The sequence below is a fragment of the Affinirhizobium straminoryzae genome (genome assembly GCF_007004135.1).
In the GTDB taxonomy this organism is placed as follows: domain Bacteria; phylum Pseudomonadota; class Alphaproteobacteria; order Rhizobiales; family Rhizobiaceae; genus Neorhizobium; species Neorhizobium straminoryzae.
Map to the genome: position 1 here is coordinate 21,368 of NZ_VJMG01000018.1, position 16,941 is coordinate 38,308.

Consider the following 16,941-nt stretch of genomic DNA (forward strand, 5'->3'; position numbering starts at 1 on the left):
CCGCGCCTCAGATCTCCGCGTCCGTCGCCGCTTCGGCCAGAAGGCCGAAGGCATAGTCTGAAAACGAGCGCCAGCATTCCAGCCGGAAGGCATCCGGGCCTGTGCGCAGCAGAACCACCTCGATCTTGCCGAACAGGGTGCGGGCGCAGGCGCCGACCGGAAAGGCCTTCAGCGACAGGTCAAGCGGGCAGCCGGCATTCAGCGCCTGGGAAGCCCCGGGACCCGACACCAGAATCGCCGTATTGCGGTGGGAGACGTCGGTGGCCGAGTGCACGGCCCCGGAGGCGGCGGTCGCCTGCATCAGGCCGCTATCGCCTTCATCGATCACCAGCCATTCATCCGGGCCGAGCCAGAGAGCCGTGCGGCCGCCGCCCGTGGCCGAGGTTTTGGGCGCGGTCGGCAGAGACAGCCCGAGCGCAGCGGACAAAGCCTCGACAGCATCGGGGCGAGCGCGCAGAGAAATGCGGGCCGCCGGACGAGCCGGCTGCAGCTGCACCGCAGGCGATCCGCCATAAGCGCCGGCAAGCGGCAAGGTGCGGGTGGCAAGCTCAGCCATGGATGCGGCCTCCTTCCTTGTCGAAGAACACCATGTCGGTCACTTCGACGGCAATCGTCTTGTCCTTCATCGGCACGTAGAGCGTCTCGCCCATCCGCGCCCGGCCATTGGCAACAAGGCCGATGGCAATCGAACGGCCGAGATTTTCCGACCAGTAGGCGGAGGTCACGTGACCGAGCATGGTCATCGGCTTCACCTGGTTCGGGTTCTCCACGATCTGGCCGCCCTCTTCCAGCACCTCGGCCGGATCCCTGGTGAGAAGGCCGACCAGTTGCTTGCGGCCCTCGCGCATCAGGTCCGGGCGTTTGAGGCCGCGAATGCCGACGAAATCCGGCTTCTTCTTCGAGACGGCCCAGCCATAGCCCGCATCATCAGGCGTCACCGTGCCGTCCGTATCCTGGCCGACGATGATGTAGCCCTTTTCCGCGCGCAGCACGTGCATGGTTTCCGTGCCATAGAGGCAGCCTCCCATGGCCTCGGTCCTGCTCCAGATCGCCTTCCAGACGGCAGCACCGTAGTCGGCGGGCACGTTGACTTCGAAGCCCAGTTCGCCGGTAAAGGAGACGCGGAACAGACGGGCCGGAACGCCCATCACGGTGCATTCCGCCACGCTCATGTGCGGGAAGGCCTCGTTGGAAAGATCGAGCCCTTCCACCAGCGGTGCAATGATCTCACGCGCCTTGGGACCCTGTACGGCAATCACCGACCACTGTTCGGTGGTGGAGGTGAGCCAGACCTTGAGATCCGGGAATTCCGTCTGGAGATAATCCTCCATGTGATGCAGCACGCGCGGTGCACCGCCCGTCGTCGTCGTCACATGGAAGCGGTCTTCCGAGAGCCGCCCGACGACGCCATCGTCATAGACGAAACCGTCCTCGCGGGTCATGATGCCGTAGCGGCATTTGCCCGGTTTCAGGTTGTCCCAGGCATTGGTGTACATCAGGTTCAGGAATTTTGCCGCATCCGGACCGACCACCTCGATCTTGCCGAGCGTGGAGGCATCGAACACGCCGGCCACCGTGCGCGCCGTGCGGCACTCGCGATTGACAGCCTGATGCATGTCCTCGCCGCGCTTCGGAAAATACCAGGCACGCTTCCAGTTGCCGACATCCTCGAATTCCGCCCCGGCTTTGACCAGTTCGGCATGCAGCGGCGTCTTGCGGGCGGGGTCGAACAGGGAGCCACGCGAATGGGCGATCAGCGTGCCGTAGGTGACGGGCGTATAGGGTGCGCGGAAGGTGGTGAGGCCGACCTTGGGGATCTCCTTGCCAAGCATTTCGGCGGCAATCGCCAGACCGTGCATGTTGGAGAGCTTGCCCTGGTCAGACGCCATGCCATTCGTCGTGAAGCGCTTGATGTGCTCGATCGAATGCATGCCTTCGCGCACGGCAAGGCGGATGTCCTTGGCCGTCACGTCGTGCTGGAAATCGACGAAGGCCTTGACGACCTTGTCCTTTCCGGCCCCTTCGGCGGCACCGATCATGCCGCCCGTCCAGGCAAAGGGAACCTCGCCCGAAAGGCGGAGCGCACCCCCGCCCGCTGCCGCGGCGTCGGAGAGCAGCGTGTTCAAATCATCCGTGCCGTTGCAGGCGCCGACGGAGACGCAATCCTGCACATGCACATCCGGCAGGAAGCGTTCGGTCGCCGCGTCGAACTTCAGCTTGCCGCGCGACTGCGAGAAGAGATGCACCGAGGGCGTCCAGCCGCCGGACATCAGCAGCGCATCCACCGGGATCTTGCGGTTGTTGCTGGAACCGTTGCGCGCCACCGTGATCGAGGAAATGCGCAAATGCCCCGCCGTATCGATGACCGAATAGCCGGTCAGCACCTCGATGCCGAGGCCGCGGGCGGCAGAGACCACCGCTTCGCCCGGCTTGGCGCGGCAATCGACGATGGCCACCACATCGACGCCGGCCCGCTTCAGGTCGATCGCTGCCTCGTAGGCGGAATCATGGGCGGTGTAGACACCGACCTTAGAGCCGACGGCAACGCCATAGTGATTGAGATAGAGCCGCGCGGCGGAGGCGAGCAGGATGCCGGGACGATCATTGTTGGCAAATACCATGTGGCGCTCGATGGCGCCGGTGGCAAGCACCACCTTCCTGGCGCGCACCTGCCACAGCCGCTCGCGCGGCAGCGCCGCATCCGGGCTGGCGAGGTGATCCGTCACCCGCTCCACAAGACCGAGGAAATTGTGGTTGTAATAGCCGAACACGGTGGTGCGGGTCAGCACCCGCACATTCGGCATCGCCTTCAACTGCCGGAGTACATCCTGCGCCCAGTCATAGCCCGGCTTGCCGTCGATCGTGACGGCGGTATCGAACAGCAGCGCGCCGCCGACCTCCGCCCGCTCGTCGACGAGGATGACGTCGGCGCCGGTTTGGGCAGCAGACAACGCGGCCGTGAGGCCGGCCGCCCCGCCACCCGCCACCAGCACGTCGCAATGGGCAAACCGGTTGGCGTAGTGATCGGGATCCGCTTCCTTCGGCGCAACACCGAGACCGGCGGCCCGACGAATGATCGGCTCGTAGAGTTTTGCCCAGGCCTCGCGCGGCCACATGAAGGTCTTGTAGTAGAAGCCGGCCGGGAAGAAGGCAGACAACAGGTTGTTGAAGCCGCCGATATCGAAGGACAGGAAGGGCCAGCGGTTCTGCGAGCGAATGATCGCACCGTCGAACACCTCCTGCACGCTGGCGCGCACGTTCGGCTGCCGGCGGGCGGCATCGCGGGAAACGTCGAGCAGCGCATTCGGCTCTTCCGGGCCAGCGGTCAGAATGCCGCGCGGACGGTGATACTTGAACGAGCGGCCCATCAGGTGCACGCCATTGGCAAGCAGCGCGGAGGCAACCGTATCGCCTTCCAGCGCAGTGTAGATCTTGCCGTCGAAGGTGAAGCGGGCGGTGCGGGCCGGCGTCAGGCGTCCGGCACCCTTGATGCGATGGGTGGTCATGCGACACCTCCTTCAACGGCCGGCGCGGCCGCAGGCTCGGAGCCGGGCACCGGTTGACGCGGCAGCCCGGCCTTGTAGCTCAGCAGGAACTTGTCGCTGACGGTATCGCGGATCGCGTTGAAGAAGCGGCCGCAGCCATGGATGTGACGCCAGCGCTCCCAGGCAATGCCCTTGGTGTTGTCACGCATGAAGAAATACTCGGCGAATTCATCGTCGGAGATCGCCGAAATGGTGTCCGGCCGCGCAATATGCGCCTCGCCGGCCCAGCGGAACTCCAGTTCGGAGCGGTCCTCGCCACAATAGGGGCAGTGGATCAGAAGCATCGTGGTCCCCTCGTCAGTGCGCGACGGCGGCGGCGGCCGCTTCGTCGATCAGGCGGCCGGTGCGGAAGCGGTCGAGCGTCAGGCCGGCAGCCAGCGGATGCGGCTCGCCGCGGGCGATCAGGTGGGCGAACAGATTGGCCGAGCCGGGTGTCGCCTTGAAACCGCCGGTGCCCCAGCCGCAATTGACGAAGAGGTTCGGCACGGGTGTCACGCTCTGGATGGCGGAGCGATCCGGCGTGTTGTCGGTGATGCCGCCCCACTGGCGCATCATCTTGACGCGGCGGAAGATCGGGAACAGCTCGCAGATCGCATCCAGCGTGTGGGTGATGATCTGCAGGCCCCCGGTCTGGGAATAGGAGTGATACTGGTCGGTGCCGGCGCCGATGACAAGTTCGCCCTTGTCCGACTGCGAGATGTAGGCATGCACCGTGTTGGACATCACCACGCAGGGAAAAATCGGCTTCAGCGGCTCGGAGACGAGCGCCTGCAGCGGATTGCTGGTCAGCGGCACGCGCACGCCGGCCATCTGCATGACGACGGAGGAGTGTCCTGCAGCGGAGACGCCGATCTTCTTCGCGCCAATGAAACCGCGACTGGTTTCGACGCCCGTGACTTCGCCACTCGGCCCGCGGCGGATGCCGGTCACCTCGCAATTCTGGATGATGTGCACACCGCGATCGGAGGCCGCGCGGGCATAGCCCCAGGCCACCGCATCGTGACGGGCAGTGCCGCCACGCTTCTGCAGAGCAGCACCGTTGATCGGGTAGCGGGCGGTCTTGGAAATGTCGAGCGGCGGACAGAAGGCCTTTGCCTGCTCCGGCGTCAGCCATTCATTGTCGATGCCGTAGAGCCTGTTGGCATTGATGTGCCGCTTGAAGCTCTGCATGTCATGGGTATTGTGCGACAGCATCATCACGCCGCGCGGCGAATACATGACGTTGTAGTTCAGATCCTGGCTGAGGCCTTCCCACAGCTTGAGGGAATGCTCGTAGATGTCCATGCTCTCTTCGTAGAGATAGTTGGACCGGATGATCGTGGTGTTGCGGCCGGTATTGCCGCCGCCAAGCCAGCCGCGCTCGATCACCGCGATATTGGTGATGCCGTGCTCCTTGGCGAGATAATAGGCGGCGCCGAGACCATGTCCGCCCCCGCCGATGATGATCACATCGTAGGAGGAACGCGGTTCGGGGGAGACCCAGTGCGGCTCCCATCCCTTGTGGCTGCGCATGGCCTCTTTGACCAGCGCGAAGACCGAATATTTGCGCATATGTGCCTATAGCTCCGTCGAACCCAAGCCCGTGGGTAGAGCCATACTGATCGCAAATCAACCGGCGTCGCAATGGCTGCTTTGCGACGCATTCAAACCCTTGTTTCGACACGCGGCACCTTTCCACCGCGCGTCACGCAATCCTCCCTCAGCCGGCGAGGCGAACGAGGACCTTGCCCTTGCGGCCGCTCTCGGCTGCAGCCCGCATGGCCCGCGCCGCATCGGCGATCCCAAACACGGCATCGGTCTGCAGCCTCATCTGGCCGCTTGCCGCGCGGGCCACCAGTTCGCCCACCAGTCGACGCATCTCCTCCGGCGGCATGGTCTCCATCATCTTGCCGAGCCAGAAACCCTTGACCACCGCCTGCTTGAAGATCATCTCGCCGGCGGAGATCTGCATCGGCTGACCGGACATGGCGCCGAACGCGACCAGTTGCCCATGCTCACCCAGCACGGAAAGCAGATCGCCGGACGCCGTGCCGCCGACGCCATCGACCGCCACCGCAATCGGTGCGCCGCCGGTCAGCGCCGAGACCTCCTTCTTCCAATCCCCCGCTGTGACCACGACATTGCCGATGCCAAGCGCCTCCAGTTCGGCCACCGCCTCCGCCCGCCGCACGAGATTGACGACATGCACGCCGCGCACCTTTGCAAGCTGTGCCAGCACCTTGGCTACCGCACCAGTTGCCGCGTTCTGGACCAGCCAGCTGCCCGGCTGGATTCCGGTGAATTCGAGAAGCGTCAATGCGCTCAGCGGCATGGCGATCAGTTGCGCCGCCGTTTCGTCATCGACCGTATCCGGCAGCGGCACCAGCGAGGCGGCTCGGGCAACAACTTCTTGCGCCCAGGCGCCCTTCAGGCCGCTCACCGCCACGCGCTGGCCGGGCGCAAGGCCGGAGACGCCCTCACCCAACTGGTCGATGACTCCGTATCCCTCGCTGCCGCCGACGGCGGGCAGCGGCGGCTTGTATCCGTAATTGCCGGCAATGGTGATGAGATCGTGATTGTGGATCGGCGACAGATGCATGCGCAGCCTGACCTCGCCGGGTCCGGGCTCCGGGCGCTGAGACTCGGCAAGTGTCAGCACCTCCTCCGGCTTGCCGAAACGGGAATAGGACAGGACACGCATGACAGGCTCCTTGAGACTCGGGGTTTCCGTGTGCCTGAGACATGGGGAAGACTGCGCAAAAAGCCAATGGAAAAGCGGCACTACCGGGGGTCGGCGACAACGCAGAAAGCCCGGTTTGCAAGGCTTCCGGCGGTTTTCGAAGAATTTCGACAGCCCCGCTTTCAGCCCGCTGGACTTCACCAAAACCTTCTGTTATGTGCCTTCTCCAATTGCACGGCTGTTGGCCGCGCTTAACCCCTTATTGTTTCGTTCTGGACTGGACAGTTCCGGGGCGGTCAACTCGAAAAAACCAAAGGATCGGGATTCACGTGCAGGTACTTGTCCGCGACAATAACGTCGATCAGGCTCTCCGCGCTCTCAAGAAGAAGATGCAGCGCGAAGGCATTTTCCGTGAAATGAAGATGCGCGACTACTACGAGAAGCCGTCTCAAAAGCGCGCCCGCGAAAAGGCTGAAGCCGTTCGTCGCGTTCGCAAGCTGGCCCGCAAGCGCGCACAGCGCGAAGGCCTGGTTGCAGGTCCCCGCGCCGGTCGCTAATTGGCCGTCTTTTCGACGTTTTTTCGTGCTTTCAAGGCGGGGGCGAAACATTTCGCCGCCGCTTTTTTGATTTCCCGGATCTGACATTCCGCTGATTGACACGAGGATCTGCGCCTGATGGCCGTCAAGACCACAGCCCTTTCGCCTGCCGCCCGCTTTTCGTCCATGCCCGTCGGCCGTACCAGGCAGATCATGTGCCTGCGATCGGGTGTCGCACTCCTGCTGGCCGGCCTGACACTGGCCGGCTGCCAGACGCAGAGCACCGACGTCATCCGGCTTGATCGCGCGCAGGGCTCCGAGCAGAATATCGCCTCGCTGTCGTCGGTCATCAATTCCAATCCGCAGGATCCGGAAGGTTACAACGTGCGCGGCACCGCCTATGGCCGTGCCGGCGAATTCCGCAAGGCCGTGGACGATTTCAACCGGGCCCTCCAGCTGAACCCGCGTCTCTATCAGGCCTATGCCAACCGCGCTCTGGTCTATCGCAACATGGGCAAGCCGGCGGATGCGGTGAACGACTACAATGCGGCGCTGCAGATCAACCCGAACTATGACGTGGCCCTGATCGGGCGCGGCAACATCTATCGCCAGGCCGGTCGCATCAACGAGGCCTTCAGCGACTTCAACCGGGCGATCCAGCTGGAAACCACCGATGGTCGCGCCTGGCATAATCGCGGCCTGATCTACCAGATCCGCGGACAGCACAATCAGGCGATCGAGGACTTCTCCAAGGCGATCTCGCTGTCACCCTCCTCGCCGGAACCGTATAACGGCCGCGGCGTTTCCTACCTCGCGCTGAACGACGACGAGAACGCGTTCGCGGACTTCAACCACGCCATCGACCTCGACGACAAGCGGGCGGAATCCTGGGCCAACCAGGCGCTCGTCTATGAACGTCGCGGTGATATGGTGAAGGCCTTCAAGTCCTATAACCACGCCGCCCGCCTCGATCCCAACTACAAGCCCGCACAGGATGGCGTGGCCCGCACCCGTTCTGCATCCGGCAACAGCGGCGCCTGACCCGGCAAAACAGGCTCGATCGGAACTCGCAGGCCTCTGCAGCGTTCGCTCTCCAACCAAGGGAGAGATCGATGCCGGGTTGCATGACGCCGAGACTTCTCACTGTTGCCGCCCTCTGCGGCGGCCTGTCGGCTCTCGTCGCGCAGGCTCAGACGGAGGCACAGACGGAGGACGAGAGCCGCATCGCGGTCGGAACGCTTGTCTGCACCTCGCCGGATCCGGAGGCGGCGGCCTTCGACGCGAAGACGCCGCTGATGTGCAATTACAGCCCGACCGGCACCAATGACCGACAGAGCTATACCGCAAGGCTGAGCCGCAGCAGCATGAAGGGCACGGCGCCGGATCATTCCGTGATGAGCTGGTCGGTTCTGGCAAGAAGTGGCACCGGCGTTGCCGGCCTGTCGCTGGCCGGCACCTATCGCAAGCCAAGCGCGGAGATGCTGCCACAAATGCCTGATGCCAGGGGAACTGGCCTGATCGGCGGCGCACAGGGCGCTTTCATCCTGCAGCCGCTCAATGCACAGGGAGCAGCCGGCACCGATCTCGACCCCGCCGTCGATCAGTTGATTCTCGAACCGGCCCTCTGATGGCACAGGCTGTGCAACAGGCAACGCCTCGGCAGGGCAGCAGCCCTCGACGTCACCGGCGCGTGGACTTGGAACGCCGTATGTCTGCGCAATCAGCGCAGCAGATAGAAGCCGGCGGCATTCAGGATGATGAAGAGAAGCAGGCCGCCCAGCAGGCCACCGCCCGCAAAGAAGCCGGCGGCCATGGCTACCATCAGCACGACGACCATCATGGTGCCCCACTTGGCCCCGGCCAGAAACAGGGAATAGGTCTTTTCGTGCTCCCGGTAATCCATGGGTGCACCCGTTTCGACCGGTCCGCTGTGATGATGGTCCATCAATAACTCTCCCCTGAAGGTCGCTGGCCGGCGTGGCGCCGCCTGTGACCGTATTCCTGCCTCTCTCCTAGATCTACACAAACTGGCCGAAAAGCGCAATGCAGCCGGCTGTTGCAGGGCCGCGGAGAAGAGCGCGGCATCCTGCCGCTCGTCGTTCCAGAAAGGGTAAGCCGGGTTCCATTGCTGCGCGCGAGCCGGCAAGGCGCGCAACGAATGACAAAAGCTTCGGGCCACGACGTTCGTAGCGTTGCGCGAGAGGGCATTTTCGCCTTAGAGAAGATACAAGAACAAGAAAGCGTGGGGGAGTGCATGTTGAGCAGTCTGCTTGCGGTCAGCCGTGGGATCGACCGTGTCAGTGAAGCCGTCGGCAAATTTTCGGGATATCTGGTTCTGGCCTGCTGCCTTGTCAGCGCCGGCAATGCCATGATCCGCTATGCGTTCAACTACAGTTCGAACGCATGGCTTGAAATCCAGTGGTACATGTTCGGTTTCGTGGTGCTGATGGGTGCCTCGCATACCCTGCGCTGCAACGAGCATGTGCGCGTGGACCTTGTCTACGGCGCCTTGTCGGAACGCAAGCGGCTGTGGGTGGATGTCATCGGCATCATCGTCTTCCTTCTGCCGGCCTGCCTCTATCTCGCCTGGCTGTCCTGGCCCGTCTTCGTGCTTTCCGTGAGGGAAATGGAAATCTCCTCGAATGCGGGCGGCCTGATCCGCTGGCCGATCAAGCTGGTGATCTTTGCGGGTTTCGCGCTGCTCGCCCTGCAGGGCATCTCCGAACTCATAAAGCGCATTGCCGGCCTGATGGGCATCATCGATATCGACACGAAATACGAAAAGCCGCTGCAGTAAAGCGATCCGGGGGGATACGGTATGTTTGATTTTGGCATCATCCCGCCGGCGATGTTCGTCGGCATGATTATTTTCATGCTCTACGGCTTTCCGGTGGCGTTTTCGCTGGCGGCCGTTGGCCTGTTCTTCGGTCTGATCGGCGTGGTCACCGGTCATTTCGAGCAGGCCTTCCTGCAGGCGCTGCCGCTGCGCATCTTCGGCATCGTCTCGAACGATCTGCTTCTGGCGATTCCCTTCTTCACCTTCATGGGCGCGATCCTCGAACGCTGCGGCCTTGCGGAAGATCTGCTTGAGGGCACCGGAAAACTGTTCGGCTCGATCCCGGGCGGCCTTGCCTATGCGGTCATCCTCGTCGGTGCCGTGCTGGGCGCCATCACCGGAACGGTGGCAGCCTCGGTCATCACCATGGGCGTGATCTCCCTGCCGATCATGCTGAAATACGGCTACAATCCGCGCCTTGCCACGGGCGTCATCGCCGCCTCCGGCACCATCACGCAGGTCATTCCGCCTTCGCTCGTGCTGATCGTGCTGGCTGACCAGCTCGGCCGCTCCGTCGGCGACATGTATCTCGGGGCAATCGGCCCCTCGATCCTGCAGATCGCGATCTTCCTGCTGTTCATCCTGGCCATGTCGATCATCCGGCCGAAGGATCTACCCGCCCTGCCGCCGGAAGCGCGGGGCGAGCTGAACATGGCCCTCGTCTGGCGCGTGCTTGCCGGCATGGTGCCGTCCATCGTGCTGATCTTTCTGGTGCTCGGCACGATCTTCATGGGCCTTGCCACACCGACGGAAGCCGGTGCGCTCGGCGTCGTCGGTGCCATGGCGCTCGCGGCCATGCACCGGCGCCTCAGCTGGGATCTGGTGAAGCAGGGCATGCATTCCACCATGCACATCACAGCCATGGTGGTGTTCATCCTGGTCGGCGCCACCTGCTTCAGCCTCGTGTTCCAGGGCATGAACGGCGGCCTGTGGATCGAGCACATGCTCTCCCACGTGCCGGGCGGCGCCGTCGGCTTCCTGATCTTCGTCAACTGCTTCATCTTCGTGCTGGCCTTCTTCCTCGATTTCTTCGAGATCGCCTTCATCGTCATCCCGATGCTGGCGCCGGTCGCCCAATCGCTCGGCATCGACCTGATCTGGTTCGGCGTGCTGATCTGCATCAACATGCAGACGAGCTTCATGCACCCGCCCTTCGGTTTCGCGCTGTTCTACCTGCGCTCGATCGCTCCCCGCAGCGTCAAGACGACGGATATCTACATGGGCGCGATCCCGTGGCTGTGCATGCAGCTGATCCTCGTCGCCATCGTCATCTTCTGGCCGGAGACGGTCACCTACTGGCTGGACCATACGCCGAAGGTCGATCCCAGCACGGTCAAGATCGAAGTGCCGCTGTTCGGCGCACCGGGCGGCGGAAACCAGATGCCCAATTTCGGCCTGCCACCAATGAATCTCGGCGAGCCACCGAAGATCAATCCCTGAGGTTGAACGGAAAACGCGGAACCTGCTTTTCCGGAGAGATTCAAAGGTTGCTGCTTCCCTCTTTCGGCCGAAGGCGTTGACCGCCTTCGGCCGAAACGCATTATGTCCTTCTCGAGCACAGCTCGCACGAAAAAGCCTCCGGAACCCGAGGGCTCCGGAGGCTTTCGTTTGGTCCAGGGCTGCGGACGCTCAGAGTTTGCCGCTGCGCTGCTGAATCATCATGAAGGTATCGTAGGTATATTCCGACAGCTGGTTCCAGAGATAGCCTTCGCGCTTGTAGGCCACCTGATCCTCATAGATCTTCTTGAACCACTCGTTCTTGGCGCTGATATCGGCATAGACCTCCATCGCCGCCTTGAAGCAGGCTTCAAGGATTTCCTGGCTGAACGGGCGAAGCACGGTGCCCTGGCCGACCAGTTCCTTGATGGCGATCGGGTTCTTGGTGTCGTATTTCGCCATCATGTTGGTGTTGGCGTAGGCGCAGGCATCCTCGATGATCGTCTGGTAGGCCTTCGGCAGGGCCTCGAACTTCTGCTTGTTGACGAAGGCATGGATGACCGGGCCGCCTTCCCAGAAGGCCGGATAGTAATAATACTTGGCAACCTTGTAGAAGCCGAGCTTCTGGTCGTCATAGGGACCGACCCATTCGGCCGCATCGATGGTGCCCTTCTCGAGCGAGGGATAGATGTCGCCGCCGGCGATCTGCTGCGGCACGACGCCGAGCTTTTCCACCACGCGACCGGCAAGGCCGGCAATGCGCATCTTGACGCCCTTGAAGTCATCGACCGTGTTGATTTCCTTGCGGAACCAGCCGCCCATCTGCACGCCGGTATTGCCGGCGATGAAGCCCTGCAGGCCATGGGTCGCGTAGAATTCGTTGAGCAGCTTGTTGCCATTGCCCTGATAGAACCAGCCATTGGTCAGGCGGGCGTTCGGGCCGAAGGGAATGGCGGTGCCGATCGCGAAGGTCGGATCCTTGCCGACATAGTAGTAGGAGCAGGTGTGGCACATTTCCACCGTGCCGGCAGAAACGGCGTCAGCCGCCTGCAGGCCGGGAATGATTTCGCCGGCGGCGAAGGTCTGGATGGTGAAGTTGCCGTCCGTTGCGGCCGCAACCCGCTTGGCGATGTCCTCCGCGCCGCCGAAGATCGTGTCCAGCGATTTCGGGAAAGACGAGGTCAGACGCCAGCTGATCTTCGGCATGGACTGGGCAATGGCCGGAGCCGCGAGCGTGGTGGCAGCAGCGGCGCCCGCACCCGTAACAGCCGCCTTCTTGAAAAATGAACGACGATCCATGAATAAAACCCTCCCGTTGTTTCAAGCCGCAGCAGTCCCGTTCCCCTATGCGCGGCCATGTCTGAAGTAACCATGCCGCCAGACGCCACGCAAGAAGCGCGCTAATATTCCTGCGTCGCAAATCCGGGGTTTGGCCGATACTTTCGTCTAATAAGCCTTTGACGACCGAAAGATGCGGCCCTGATCTGCACACTCGTCCGACCCGTGCATCCGGCGCGACCGCCGAGCCGCCCGCCGCCATGCCGGGTCTTGACTTGACCCCGGCCTCGGATCAAGAACGCGGCGCTCAATGTGGAGACGCCCGCATGCTTGCCCCCATCATCGCCATCCCCGCCGACATTCGCCATCTCGACAAGGCCGACTGGCACGCCGCGCAGACGCAATATGTCAATGCCGCGGTGAAGGTGGCGAAGGTCATCCCCCTGATCGTGCCCGCCCTCGAGGACGGGCATGATCTCGACGCGGTTCTCGACCGGGTGGACGGGGTGCTCATCTCCGGTTCGGCCAGCAATGTGCATCCCTCGCTCTATGGCAAGGTCGCGACCGAGGCGGACGGGCCCTTCGATCCGGCCCGCGATGCGACCAGCCTGCCGCTGATCCGCAAGGCGATCGAGCGCGGCATTCCGCTGCTGGCCATCTGCCGTGGCCTGCAGGAACTGAACGTTGCGCTGGGCGGCACGCTGGCCAGCGAAATCCAGGAACAACCCGGCATCTGGGATCATCGCAAGCCGCCGGTGGACAGCCGCGACGAGATGTATGCGATCCGCCAGCCGGTCTTCGTGCAGGAGGGCTCCTGCATTGCCCGCCATCTCGGCCTTGCCGGCGAAGTGCAGGTGAATTCGCTGCACCGGCAGGCGATTGCCGAGACGGCGCCCCGCCTGCAGGTGGAGGCAACCGCCGCGGACGGCACCATCGAGGCCGTGTCCGTCATCGATGCAAAAGGCTTTGCGGTCGGCGTGCAATGGCATCCCGAATACTGGGCGGAGACGGATTCACCGTCCCGCGCCCTGTTCGAAGCCTTCGGCGAGGCTGTGCGGGCCTATGCGGCCCGCCGCTGAGGCTCAGCCCTTCACCGGCGTTTCGGCAACCGGCGTCACCACCTTGCCGTCCCTGAACCAGCCGATCAGATTGTCCACCACCAGATCGGCCATGTCGTTGCGCGTCGGCACCGAGGCCGAGGCGACATGCGGCAGCAGCGAGGCATTCGGCAGATCGAGCAGGCCGGCCGGCACCTTCGGCTCGTGATAGAAGACATCGAGGCCGGCGGCGGCAATCGTGCCGGCCTTCAGCGCCGCCTCCAGGTCCGCCTCGTCCACGCTCGTGCCGCGGCCGACATTGATGAAGACGCCGTTCGGCCCAAGCGCCTGCAGCACGTCCGCATTGATGATCTTGTGCGTTTCGGGCGTCGCCGGAACGATGGAGATCAGCGTATCGACCGAGCGCGCCAGGTCCAGCAGCGAGGCCGCATAGGTGTACGGCACGCCCTCGCGCGGGGTGCGGGTGTGGTAGCTGATCTTCACCTTGAACGGCTCCAGCCGCCTGGCGATCTCCAGCCCGATGCGGCCAAGACCGAGCAGGCCGACATGGCGGTTCTTCAGCGACAAGGGCGTCAGCGGGAAAGGACCTTCCTTTTCCCAGCGCCCCTCGCGCAGCCAGGTTTCGGCCACGGGAAGCCGGCGCACGGTGTTGAGCAGCAGGCCGATCGTTGTATCCGCCACCTCGTCGTTCAGGACATCAGGCGTGTTGGTGACGAGGATGCCCTTCGATCCCGCATGACCGGCATCGACGCCATCGTAACCGACGCCGAAATTCGAGATCACCTCAAGGGCCGGCAACTGGTCGATCCAGGCGGCCGGCATGCGGTTCAGCGTAGCGGCGCCACGAATGCGACCCCTCTGCTCGTCGGACAGGTCCATTTCCGCACCGGCGCTGGTCTGGATGACGTCGAAGGCGGCCTGAAGGCGCTCCAGCGCGCGCGGATGCATGCGGCCCGGAACGAGCACGGTGATCTTGGTATCGGTCATCTGTCTATCCTGTCGTGTCAGGCGCGGGGATGGCAGGGTCCGGTGGACTGCCGGATGCGCATTTCGGGCTTGATGAGGTGCATGCCATCGGGCTCGTGGCTGCCTGCCAATCTATCCAGAAGTGCGCGCGCGGCAAGACGTCCGACCTCTGTCTGGCCGTTCCAGACGGTGGTGAGCGCCGGAGTGGCGATGGAGGCCTCCTCCAGATCGTCATAGCCCGTCACCGAAATGTCGCGGCCCGGCTGCAGGCCGGCGCGCGCAATGCCGTTCATCAGGCCGATGGCGACCAGATCGTTCCAGCAGACGGCGGCCGTCGGCTTTTGCGGCAGGGAGAGGAAGTTGACCGCCGCCTCGAAGCCGCCCTGCTTGGAGCGCGGCCCGGGAATGCGCAGGTTCGGGTCCACCTCGATGCCGGCCTTGCGCAGCGCGTTGACATAGCCCTGGTAGCGGTCACGGCCGGTCGATGTCTGGTCCGTGCCGCCGATCATGGCAATCGTGCGATGGCCGAGCCCGATCAGATGGTTGGTGGCAAGCGATATGCCGTAGGAATCATCGCCGCGATAGGTCGGCAGATCGACGCCATCCATGGAGCGGGCCACCAGGATGGCCGGCATGCCATTGGCTTCCGCAAGCTTCACATCCTCCATCGGCGTGCCGATGGCCGGCGACATGATCACGCCATCGCCACCCAGTTGCAGCAGCGTCTCGATGAAGGTGCGCTGCTTCTCCACCGAGTCATAGTGATTGGACAGGATGAAGGTGTGGCGGCTGCGGTCCAGCTCGCTTTCGATCGCCTTCAGGATTTCGCCGTAGAACGGGTTCATGATGTCATGCACGACAACACCGATGATGCCCGAACGCGAGGTTCTGAGACTGGCGGCACGACGGTTGTAGATATAGCCGAGCGTGCGCGCCTGTTCCTTGATCTTTTCGCGCGTATCGACCGCCACCAGGGGGCTGTCACGCAGGGCGAGCGAAATGGTTGCCGTCGAAAGCCCGAGACTTTCGGCGATCGTGGAAAGCTTGACCTTTTGAGCCACGTCCCCTCCCTGGTGGATCCGTCCTGCCGTTCTTAAATTTTATTTAAACAGTTTAATCGCGGCAGGCAATCCCGCGTCACAATTGCGTCACGATTTAAAGAACGCACGATTGACTCACTCCTCCTCCGGCTCGGGCGCCTCCACGCCATGCAGATTGCGATCGAGCGCCTTCAGGAGCTTCAGCAGCGTGCGCACCTCTTTCTCGGAAAAGCCCTGCAGAGCCAGCTGGCTGCTGTCATCGATCGCCCGGTGAATGCGCTCCACGCTCTGGCGGCCCATCTCCGTCAGATGCACCTTGATCAGCCGTCCGTCGCCGCCATCAGGCTTACGCTCCACAAAACCCTGCGCCTCCATGCGACCGACAGTGCGCGTCATGGTCGGGGCCTTCACGCCAAGGCGCTGGGCGAGTTGCCCCGGTGTCAGCCCCGGATCCTGCGACAGCTGAAGAATGACGCCGTCCTGCCCGGCATAGAGCCCGCCATCGGCGAGATTGCGCGACAGCGCCGTGCGCAGCGAACGGGCCGCCTGCGTCAGCGCGGGTGCGAGGTCGCCAACGGAAACGCTACCCTTTTTCTTGGCGCCCTTTTCCTTCTTCTCGTCCTTCTTGTCGCCCTTCTTCTTGCTCATTCGCTCCGCCCGGGTTTTCCGCCATGCCCGGGACCGCTATATGCAATCCCGATGCCCATCCATAGCGAATGCAGGACATGACCGCCAGATGCCGTTGCCCCAGCCCCGCTTCGACGACAATGACCGCCGGCTGACGCCGAACGACCGCGCCGACTGGATCGTGGTTCTGCCGCTCGGCGCGCATGAGCAGCATGGGCCACACCTGCCCTTCGAAACCGACAGCCTGATCGCCGCCGGGTTGGTCAACCGGCTGATCGCGGCCAAGCCGCAGGACCTGCCGGCGACCTTCCTGCCGGTGGAGCGGATCGGCTATTCCATCGAGCACATGGATGTGGCGGGCACCCGCACGCTCACCTTCGCGCAGGCCGTCAACCGCTGGCTGGCGATTGCCGAAGGGCTTTCGGAGCTTGGCATCCGCAAGCTGGTGATGCTGAACGCCCATGGCGGCAATGCGCCGCTGATGACGATCGTGGCAACCGAGGCGCGGGTGCGCTTCGACATGCTGGCGGTTGCAACCAGCTGGACCCGCTTCGGCCAGCCGGAGGGCTGGATCGCGCCGCAAGACAAGGCAATCGACATTCATGGCGGCGACATCGAGACGTCGGTGATGCTGGCGCTCTGGCCGGAGCGGGTGGATATGTCGAAAGCCGCCGCCTTCTCGTCGCGCCAGTCGGCGTTTGCTCAAAACTTCACGCATCTGCGCGCCTATGGCCCGCATGCCTTCGGCTGGAAGATAGCCGATCTCAACCCGCTCGGCGTCGCCGGCAACGCATCCGCCGCCACCGCCGAACGCGGCGAGATGCTGGTCGCGCATGCGGTGACCGGCATTCTGGAACTGCTGGACGACGTGCATCGGTTCGATGTTGCAACACTGACGTGAGATTGCGAAGATCGGCAGAACGGCCTATCTTTCGCCTGGAACGGAGGATTGCCACATG

Annotated in this window: 17 protein-coding genes; 7 read left to right on the forward strand and 10 right to left on the reverse strand. The window is 63.5% G+C overall.

All coding sequences use genetic code 11. The features are described 5' to 3' along the window. Positions 1-7 precede the first annotated feature (7 nt). From FNA46_RS08185 to FNA46_RS08205, 5 genes are all read right to left on the reverse strand, one after another. Positions 8-556, reverse strand: a complete 549-nt coding sequence (locus FNA46_RS08185; protein WP_143124710.1) for a sarcosine oxidase subunit gamma — start codon at positions 554-556, stop codon at positions 8-10. Next, complete coding sequence (locus FNA46_RS08190; RefSeq protein WP_143124711.1) at positions 549-3,506, reverse strand: sarcosine oxidase subunit alpha; 2,958 nt, start codon at positions 3,504-3,506, stop codon at positions 549-551. The genes FNA46_RS08185 and FNA46_RS08190 overlap by 8 nt, the downstream gene beginning before the upstream one ends. Continuing rightward, positions 3,503-3,829 carry a sarcosine oxidase subunit delta gene (locus FNA46_RS08195; protein ID WP_143124712.1) on the reverse strand — a complete coding sequence of 109 codons (327 nt, stop codon included), beginning with the start codon at positions 3,827-3,829 and terminating at the stop codon, positions 3,503-3,505. The genes FNA46_RS08190 and FNA46_RS08195 overlap by 4 nt, the downstream gene beginning before the upstream one ends. 13 nt (positions 3,830-3,842) lie before the next feature. Next, a complete protein-coding gene (locus FNA46_RS08200; protein ID WP_143124713.1) occupies positions 3,843-5,096 on the reverse strand; it encodes a sarcosine oxidase subunit beta family protein in 1,254 nt (417 codons plus the stop codon). Between the two features lie 148 nt (positions 5,097-5,244). Next, entirely contained in the window at positions 5,245-6,225 is a 981-nt protein-coding gene (locus tag FNA46_RS08205; RefSeq protein ID WP_143124714.1) for a zinc-binding dehydrogenase, read from the reverse strand. 308 nt (positions 6,226-6,533) lie between these two features. Here FNA46_RS08205 and rpsU point away from each other — a divergent pair, with 308 nt between their 5' ends. The 3 genes from rpsU (at position 6,534) to FNA46_RS08220 (ending at position 8,368) form a co-directional block, all read left to right on the forward strand. Beyond that, the gene (gene rpsU, locus FNA46_RS08210) at positions 6,534-6,761 is read left to right on the forward strand and encodes a 30S ribosomal protein S21 (protein ID WP_003508541.1); all 228 of its coding nucleotides are present in this window, start codon (positions 6,534-6,536) and stop codon (positions 6,759-6,761) included. Positions 6,762-6,926: 165 nt separating this feature from the next. Further along, positions 6,927-7,781, forward strand: coding sequence for a tetratricopeptide repeat protein (locus FNA46_RS08215; RefSeq protein ID WP_425468688.1), 855 nt, complete (start codon positions 6,927-6,929; stop codon positions 7,779-7,781). An 83-nt stretch (positions 7,782-7,864) separates the two neighbouring features. After that, complete coding sequence (locus tag FNA46_RS08220; protein ID WP_185969769.1) at positions 7,865-8,368, forward strand: DUF992 domain-containing protein; 504 nt, start codon at positions 7,865-7,867, stop codon at positions 8,366-8,368. A gap of 92 nt (positions 8,369-8,460) precedes the next feature. Here FNA46_RS08220 and FNA46_RS08225 read toward each other — a convergent pair whose 3' ends face one another. After that, positions 8,461-8,685, reverse strand: a complete 225-nt coding sequence (locus FNA46_RS08225) for an aa3-type cytochrome c oxidase subunit IV (RefSeq protein WP_143124717.1) — start codon at positions 8,683-8,685, stop codon at positions 8,461-8,463. Between the two features lie 312 nt (positions 8,686-8,997). On the opposite strand from FNA46_RS08225, the gene FNA46_RS08230 reads away from it, so the two are divergent. Together FNA46_RS08230 and FNA46_RS08235 are read left to right on the forward strand one after the other, a co-directional pair. Next, positions 8,998-9,537, forward strand: a complete 540-nt coding sequence (locus FNA46_RS08230; RefSeq protein WP_143124763.1) for a TRAP transporter small permease subunit — start codon at positions 8,998-9,000, stop codon at positions 9,535-9,537. Between the two features lie 21 nt (positions 9,538-9,558). Further along, positions 9,559-11,016, forward strand: coding sequence for a TRAP transporter large permease (locus FNA46_RS08235; RefSeq protein ID WP_143124718.1), 1,458 nt, complete (start codon positions 9,559-9,561; stop codon positions 11,014-11,016). Between the two features lie 189 nt (positions 11,017-11,205). On the opposite strand, the gene FNA46_RS08240 is transcribed toward FNA46_RS08235, so the two are convergent. Further along, positions 11,206-12,312 carry a TRAP transporter substrate-binding protein gene (locus FNA46_RS08240; protein ID WP_143124719.1) on the reverse strand — a complete coding sequence of 369 codons (1,107 nt, stop codon included), beginning with the start codon at positions 12,310-12,312 and terminating at the stop codon, positions 11,206-11,208. A 305-nt stretch (positions 12,313-12,617) separates the two neighbouring features. Here FNA46_RS08240 and FNA46_RS08245 point away from each other — a divergent pair, with 305 nt between their 5' ends. Beyond that, complete coding sequence (locus tag FNA46_RS08245; protein WP_143124720.1) at positions 12,618-13,370, forward strand: gamma-glutamyl-gamma-aminobutyrate hydrolase family protein; 753 nt, start codon at positions 12,618-12,620, stop codon at positions 13,368-13,370. A gap of 3 nt (positions 13,371-13,373) precedes the next feature. On the opposite strand, the gene FNA46_RS08250 is transcribed toward FNA46_RS08245, so the two are convergent. The 3 genes from FNA46_RS08250 to FNA46_RS08260 all read right to left on the reverse strand — a co-directional run bounded on the left by FNA46_RS08250 (position 13,374) and on the right by FNA46_RS08260 (position 16,003). Further along, entirely contained in the window at positions 13,374-14,336 is a 963-nt protein-coding gene (locus tag FNA46_RS08250; RefSeq protein WP_143124721.1) for a 2-hydroxyacid dehydrogenase, read from the reverse strand. A gap of 17 nt (positions 14,337-14,353) precedes the next feature. Next, entirely contained in the window at positions 14,354-15,376 is a 1,023-nt protein-coding gene (locus FNA46_RS08255) for a LacI family DNA-binding transcriptional regulator (protein WP_143124722.1), read from the reverse strand. A gap of 114 nt (positions 15,377-15,490) precedes the next feature. Beyond that, positions 15,491-16,003 (reverse strand): MarR family winged helix-turn-helix transcriptional regulator, encoded by a 513-nt coding sequence (locus FNA46_RS08260; protein ID WP_143124723.1) that lies wholly within the window; start codon positions 16,001-16,003, stop codon positions 15,491-15,493. 88 nt (positions 16,004-16,091) lie between these two features. On the opposite strand from FNA46_RS08260, the gene FNA46_RS08265 reads away from it, so the two are divergent. Beyond that, positions 16,092-16,883, forward strand: a complete 792-nt coding sequence (locus FNA46_RS08265; RefSeq protein ID WP_143124724.1) for a creatininase family protein — start codon at positions 16,092-16,094, stop codon at positions 16,881-16,883. Positions 16,884-16,941: the final 58 nt, after the last annotated feature.

What these genes read in the sequence shown, in the direction of transcription:
- FNA46_RS08185 (WP_143124710.1), bottom strand. Translation starts at nt 556, where the DNA reads ATGGCTGAGCTTGCCACCCGCACCTTGCCGCTTGCCGGCGCTTATGGC.
- FNA46_RS08190 (WP_143124711.1), bottom strand. Translation starts at nt 3,506, where the DNA reads ATGACCACCCATCGCATCAAGGGTGCCGGACGCCTGACGCCGGCCCGC.
- FNA46_RS08195 (WP_143124712.1), bottom strand. Translation starts at nt 3,829, where the DNA reads ATGCTTCTGATCCACTGCCCCTATTGTGGCGAGGACCGCTCCGAACTG.
- FNA46_RS08200 (WP_143124713.1), bottom strand. Translation starts at nt 5,096, where the DNA reads ATGCGCAAATATTCGGTCTTCGCGCTGGTCAAAGAGGCCATGCGCAGC.
- FNA46_RS08205 (WP_143124714.1), bottom strand. Translation starts at nt 6,225, where the DNA reads ATGCGTGTCCTGTCCTATTCCCGTTTCGGCAAGCCGGAGGAGGTGCTG.
- FNA46_RS08215 (WP_425468688.1), top strand. Translation starts at nt 6,927, where the DNA reads ATGCCCGTCGGCCGTACCAGGCAGATCATGTGCCTGCGATCGGGTGTC.
- FNA46_RS08220 (WP_185969769.1), top strand. Translation starts at nt 7,865, where the DNA reads ATGACGCCGAGACTTCTCACTGTTGCCGCCCTCTGCGGCGGCCTGTCG.
- FNA46_RS08225 (WP_143124717.1), bottom strand. Translation starts at nt 8,685, where the DNA reads ATGGACCATCATCACAGCGGACCGGTCGAAACGGGTGCACCCATGGAT.
- FNA46_RS08235 (WP_143124718.1), top strand. Translation starts at nt 9,559, where the DNA reads ATGTTTGATTTTGGCATCATCCCGCCGGCGATGTTCGTCGGCATGATT.
- FNA46_RS08240 (WP_143124719.1), bottom strand. Translation starts at nt 12,312, where the DNA reads ATGGATCGTCGTTCATTTTTCAAGAAGGCGGCTGTTACGGGTGCGGGC.
- FNA46_RS08245 (WP_143124720.1), top strand. Translation starts at nt 12,618, where the DNA reads ATGCTTGCCCCCATCATCGCCATCCCCGCCGACATTCGCCATCTCGAC.
- FNA46_RS08250 (WP_143124721.1), bottom strand. Translation starts at nt 14,336, where the DNA reads ATGACCGATACCAAGATCACCGTGCTCGTTCCGGGCCGCATGCATCCG.
- FNA46_RS08260 (WP_143124723.1), bottom strand. Translation starts at nt 16,003, where the DNA reads ATGAGCAAGAAGAAGGGCGACAAGAAGGACGAGAAGAAGGAAAAGGGC.
- FNA46_RS08265 (WP_143124724.1), top strand. Translation starts at nt 16,092, where the DNA reads ATGCCGTTGCCCCAGCCCCGCTTCGACGACAATGACCGCCGGCTGACG.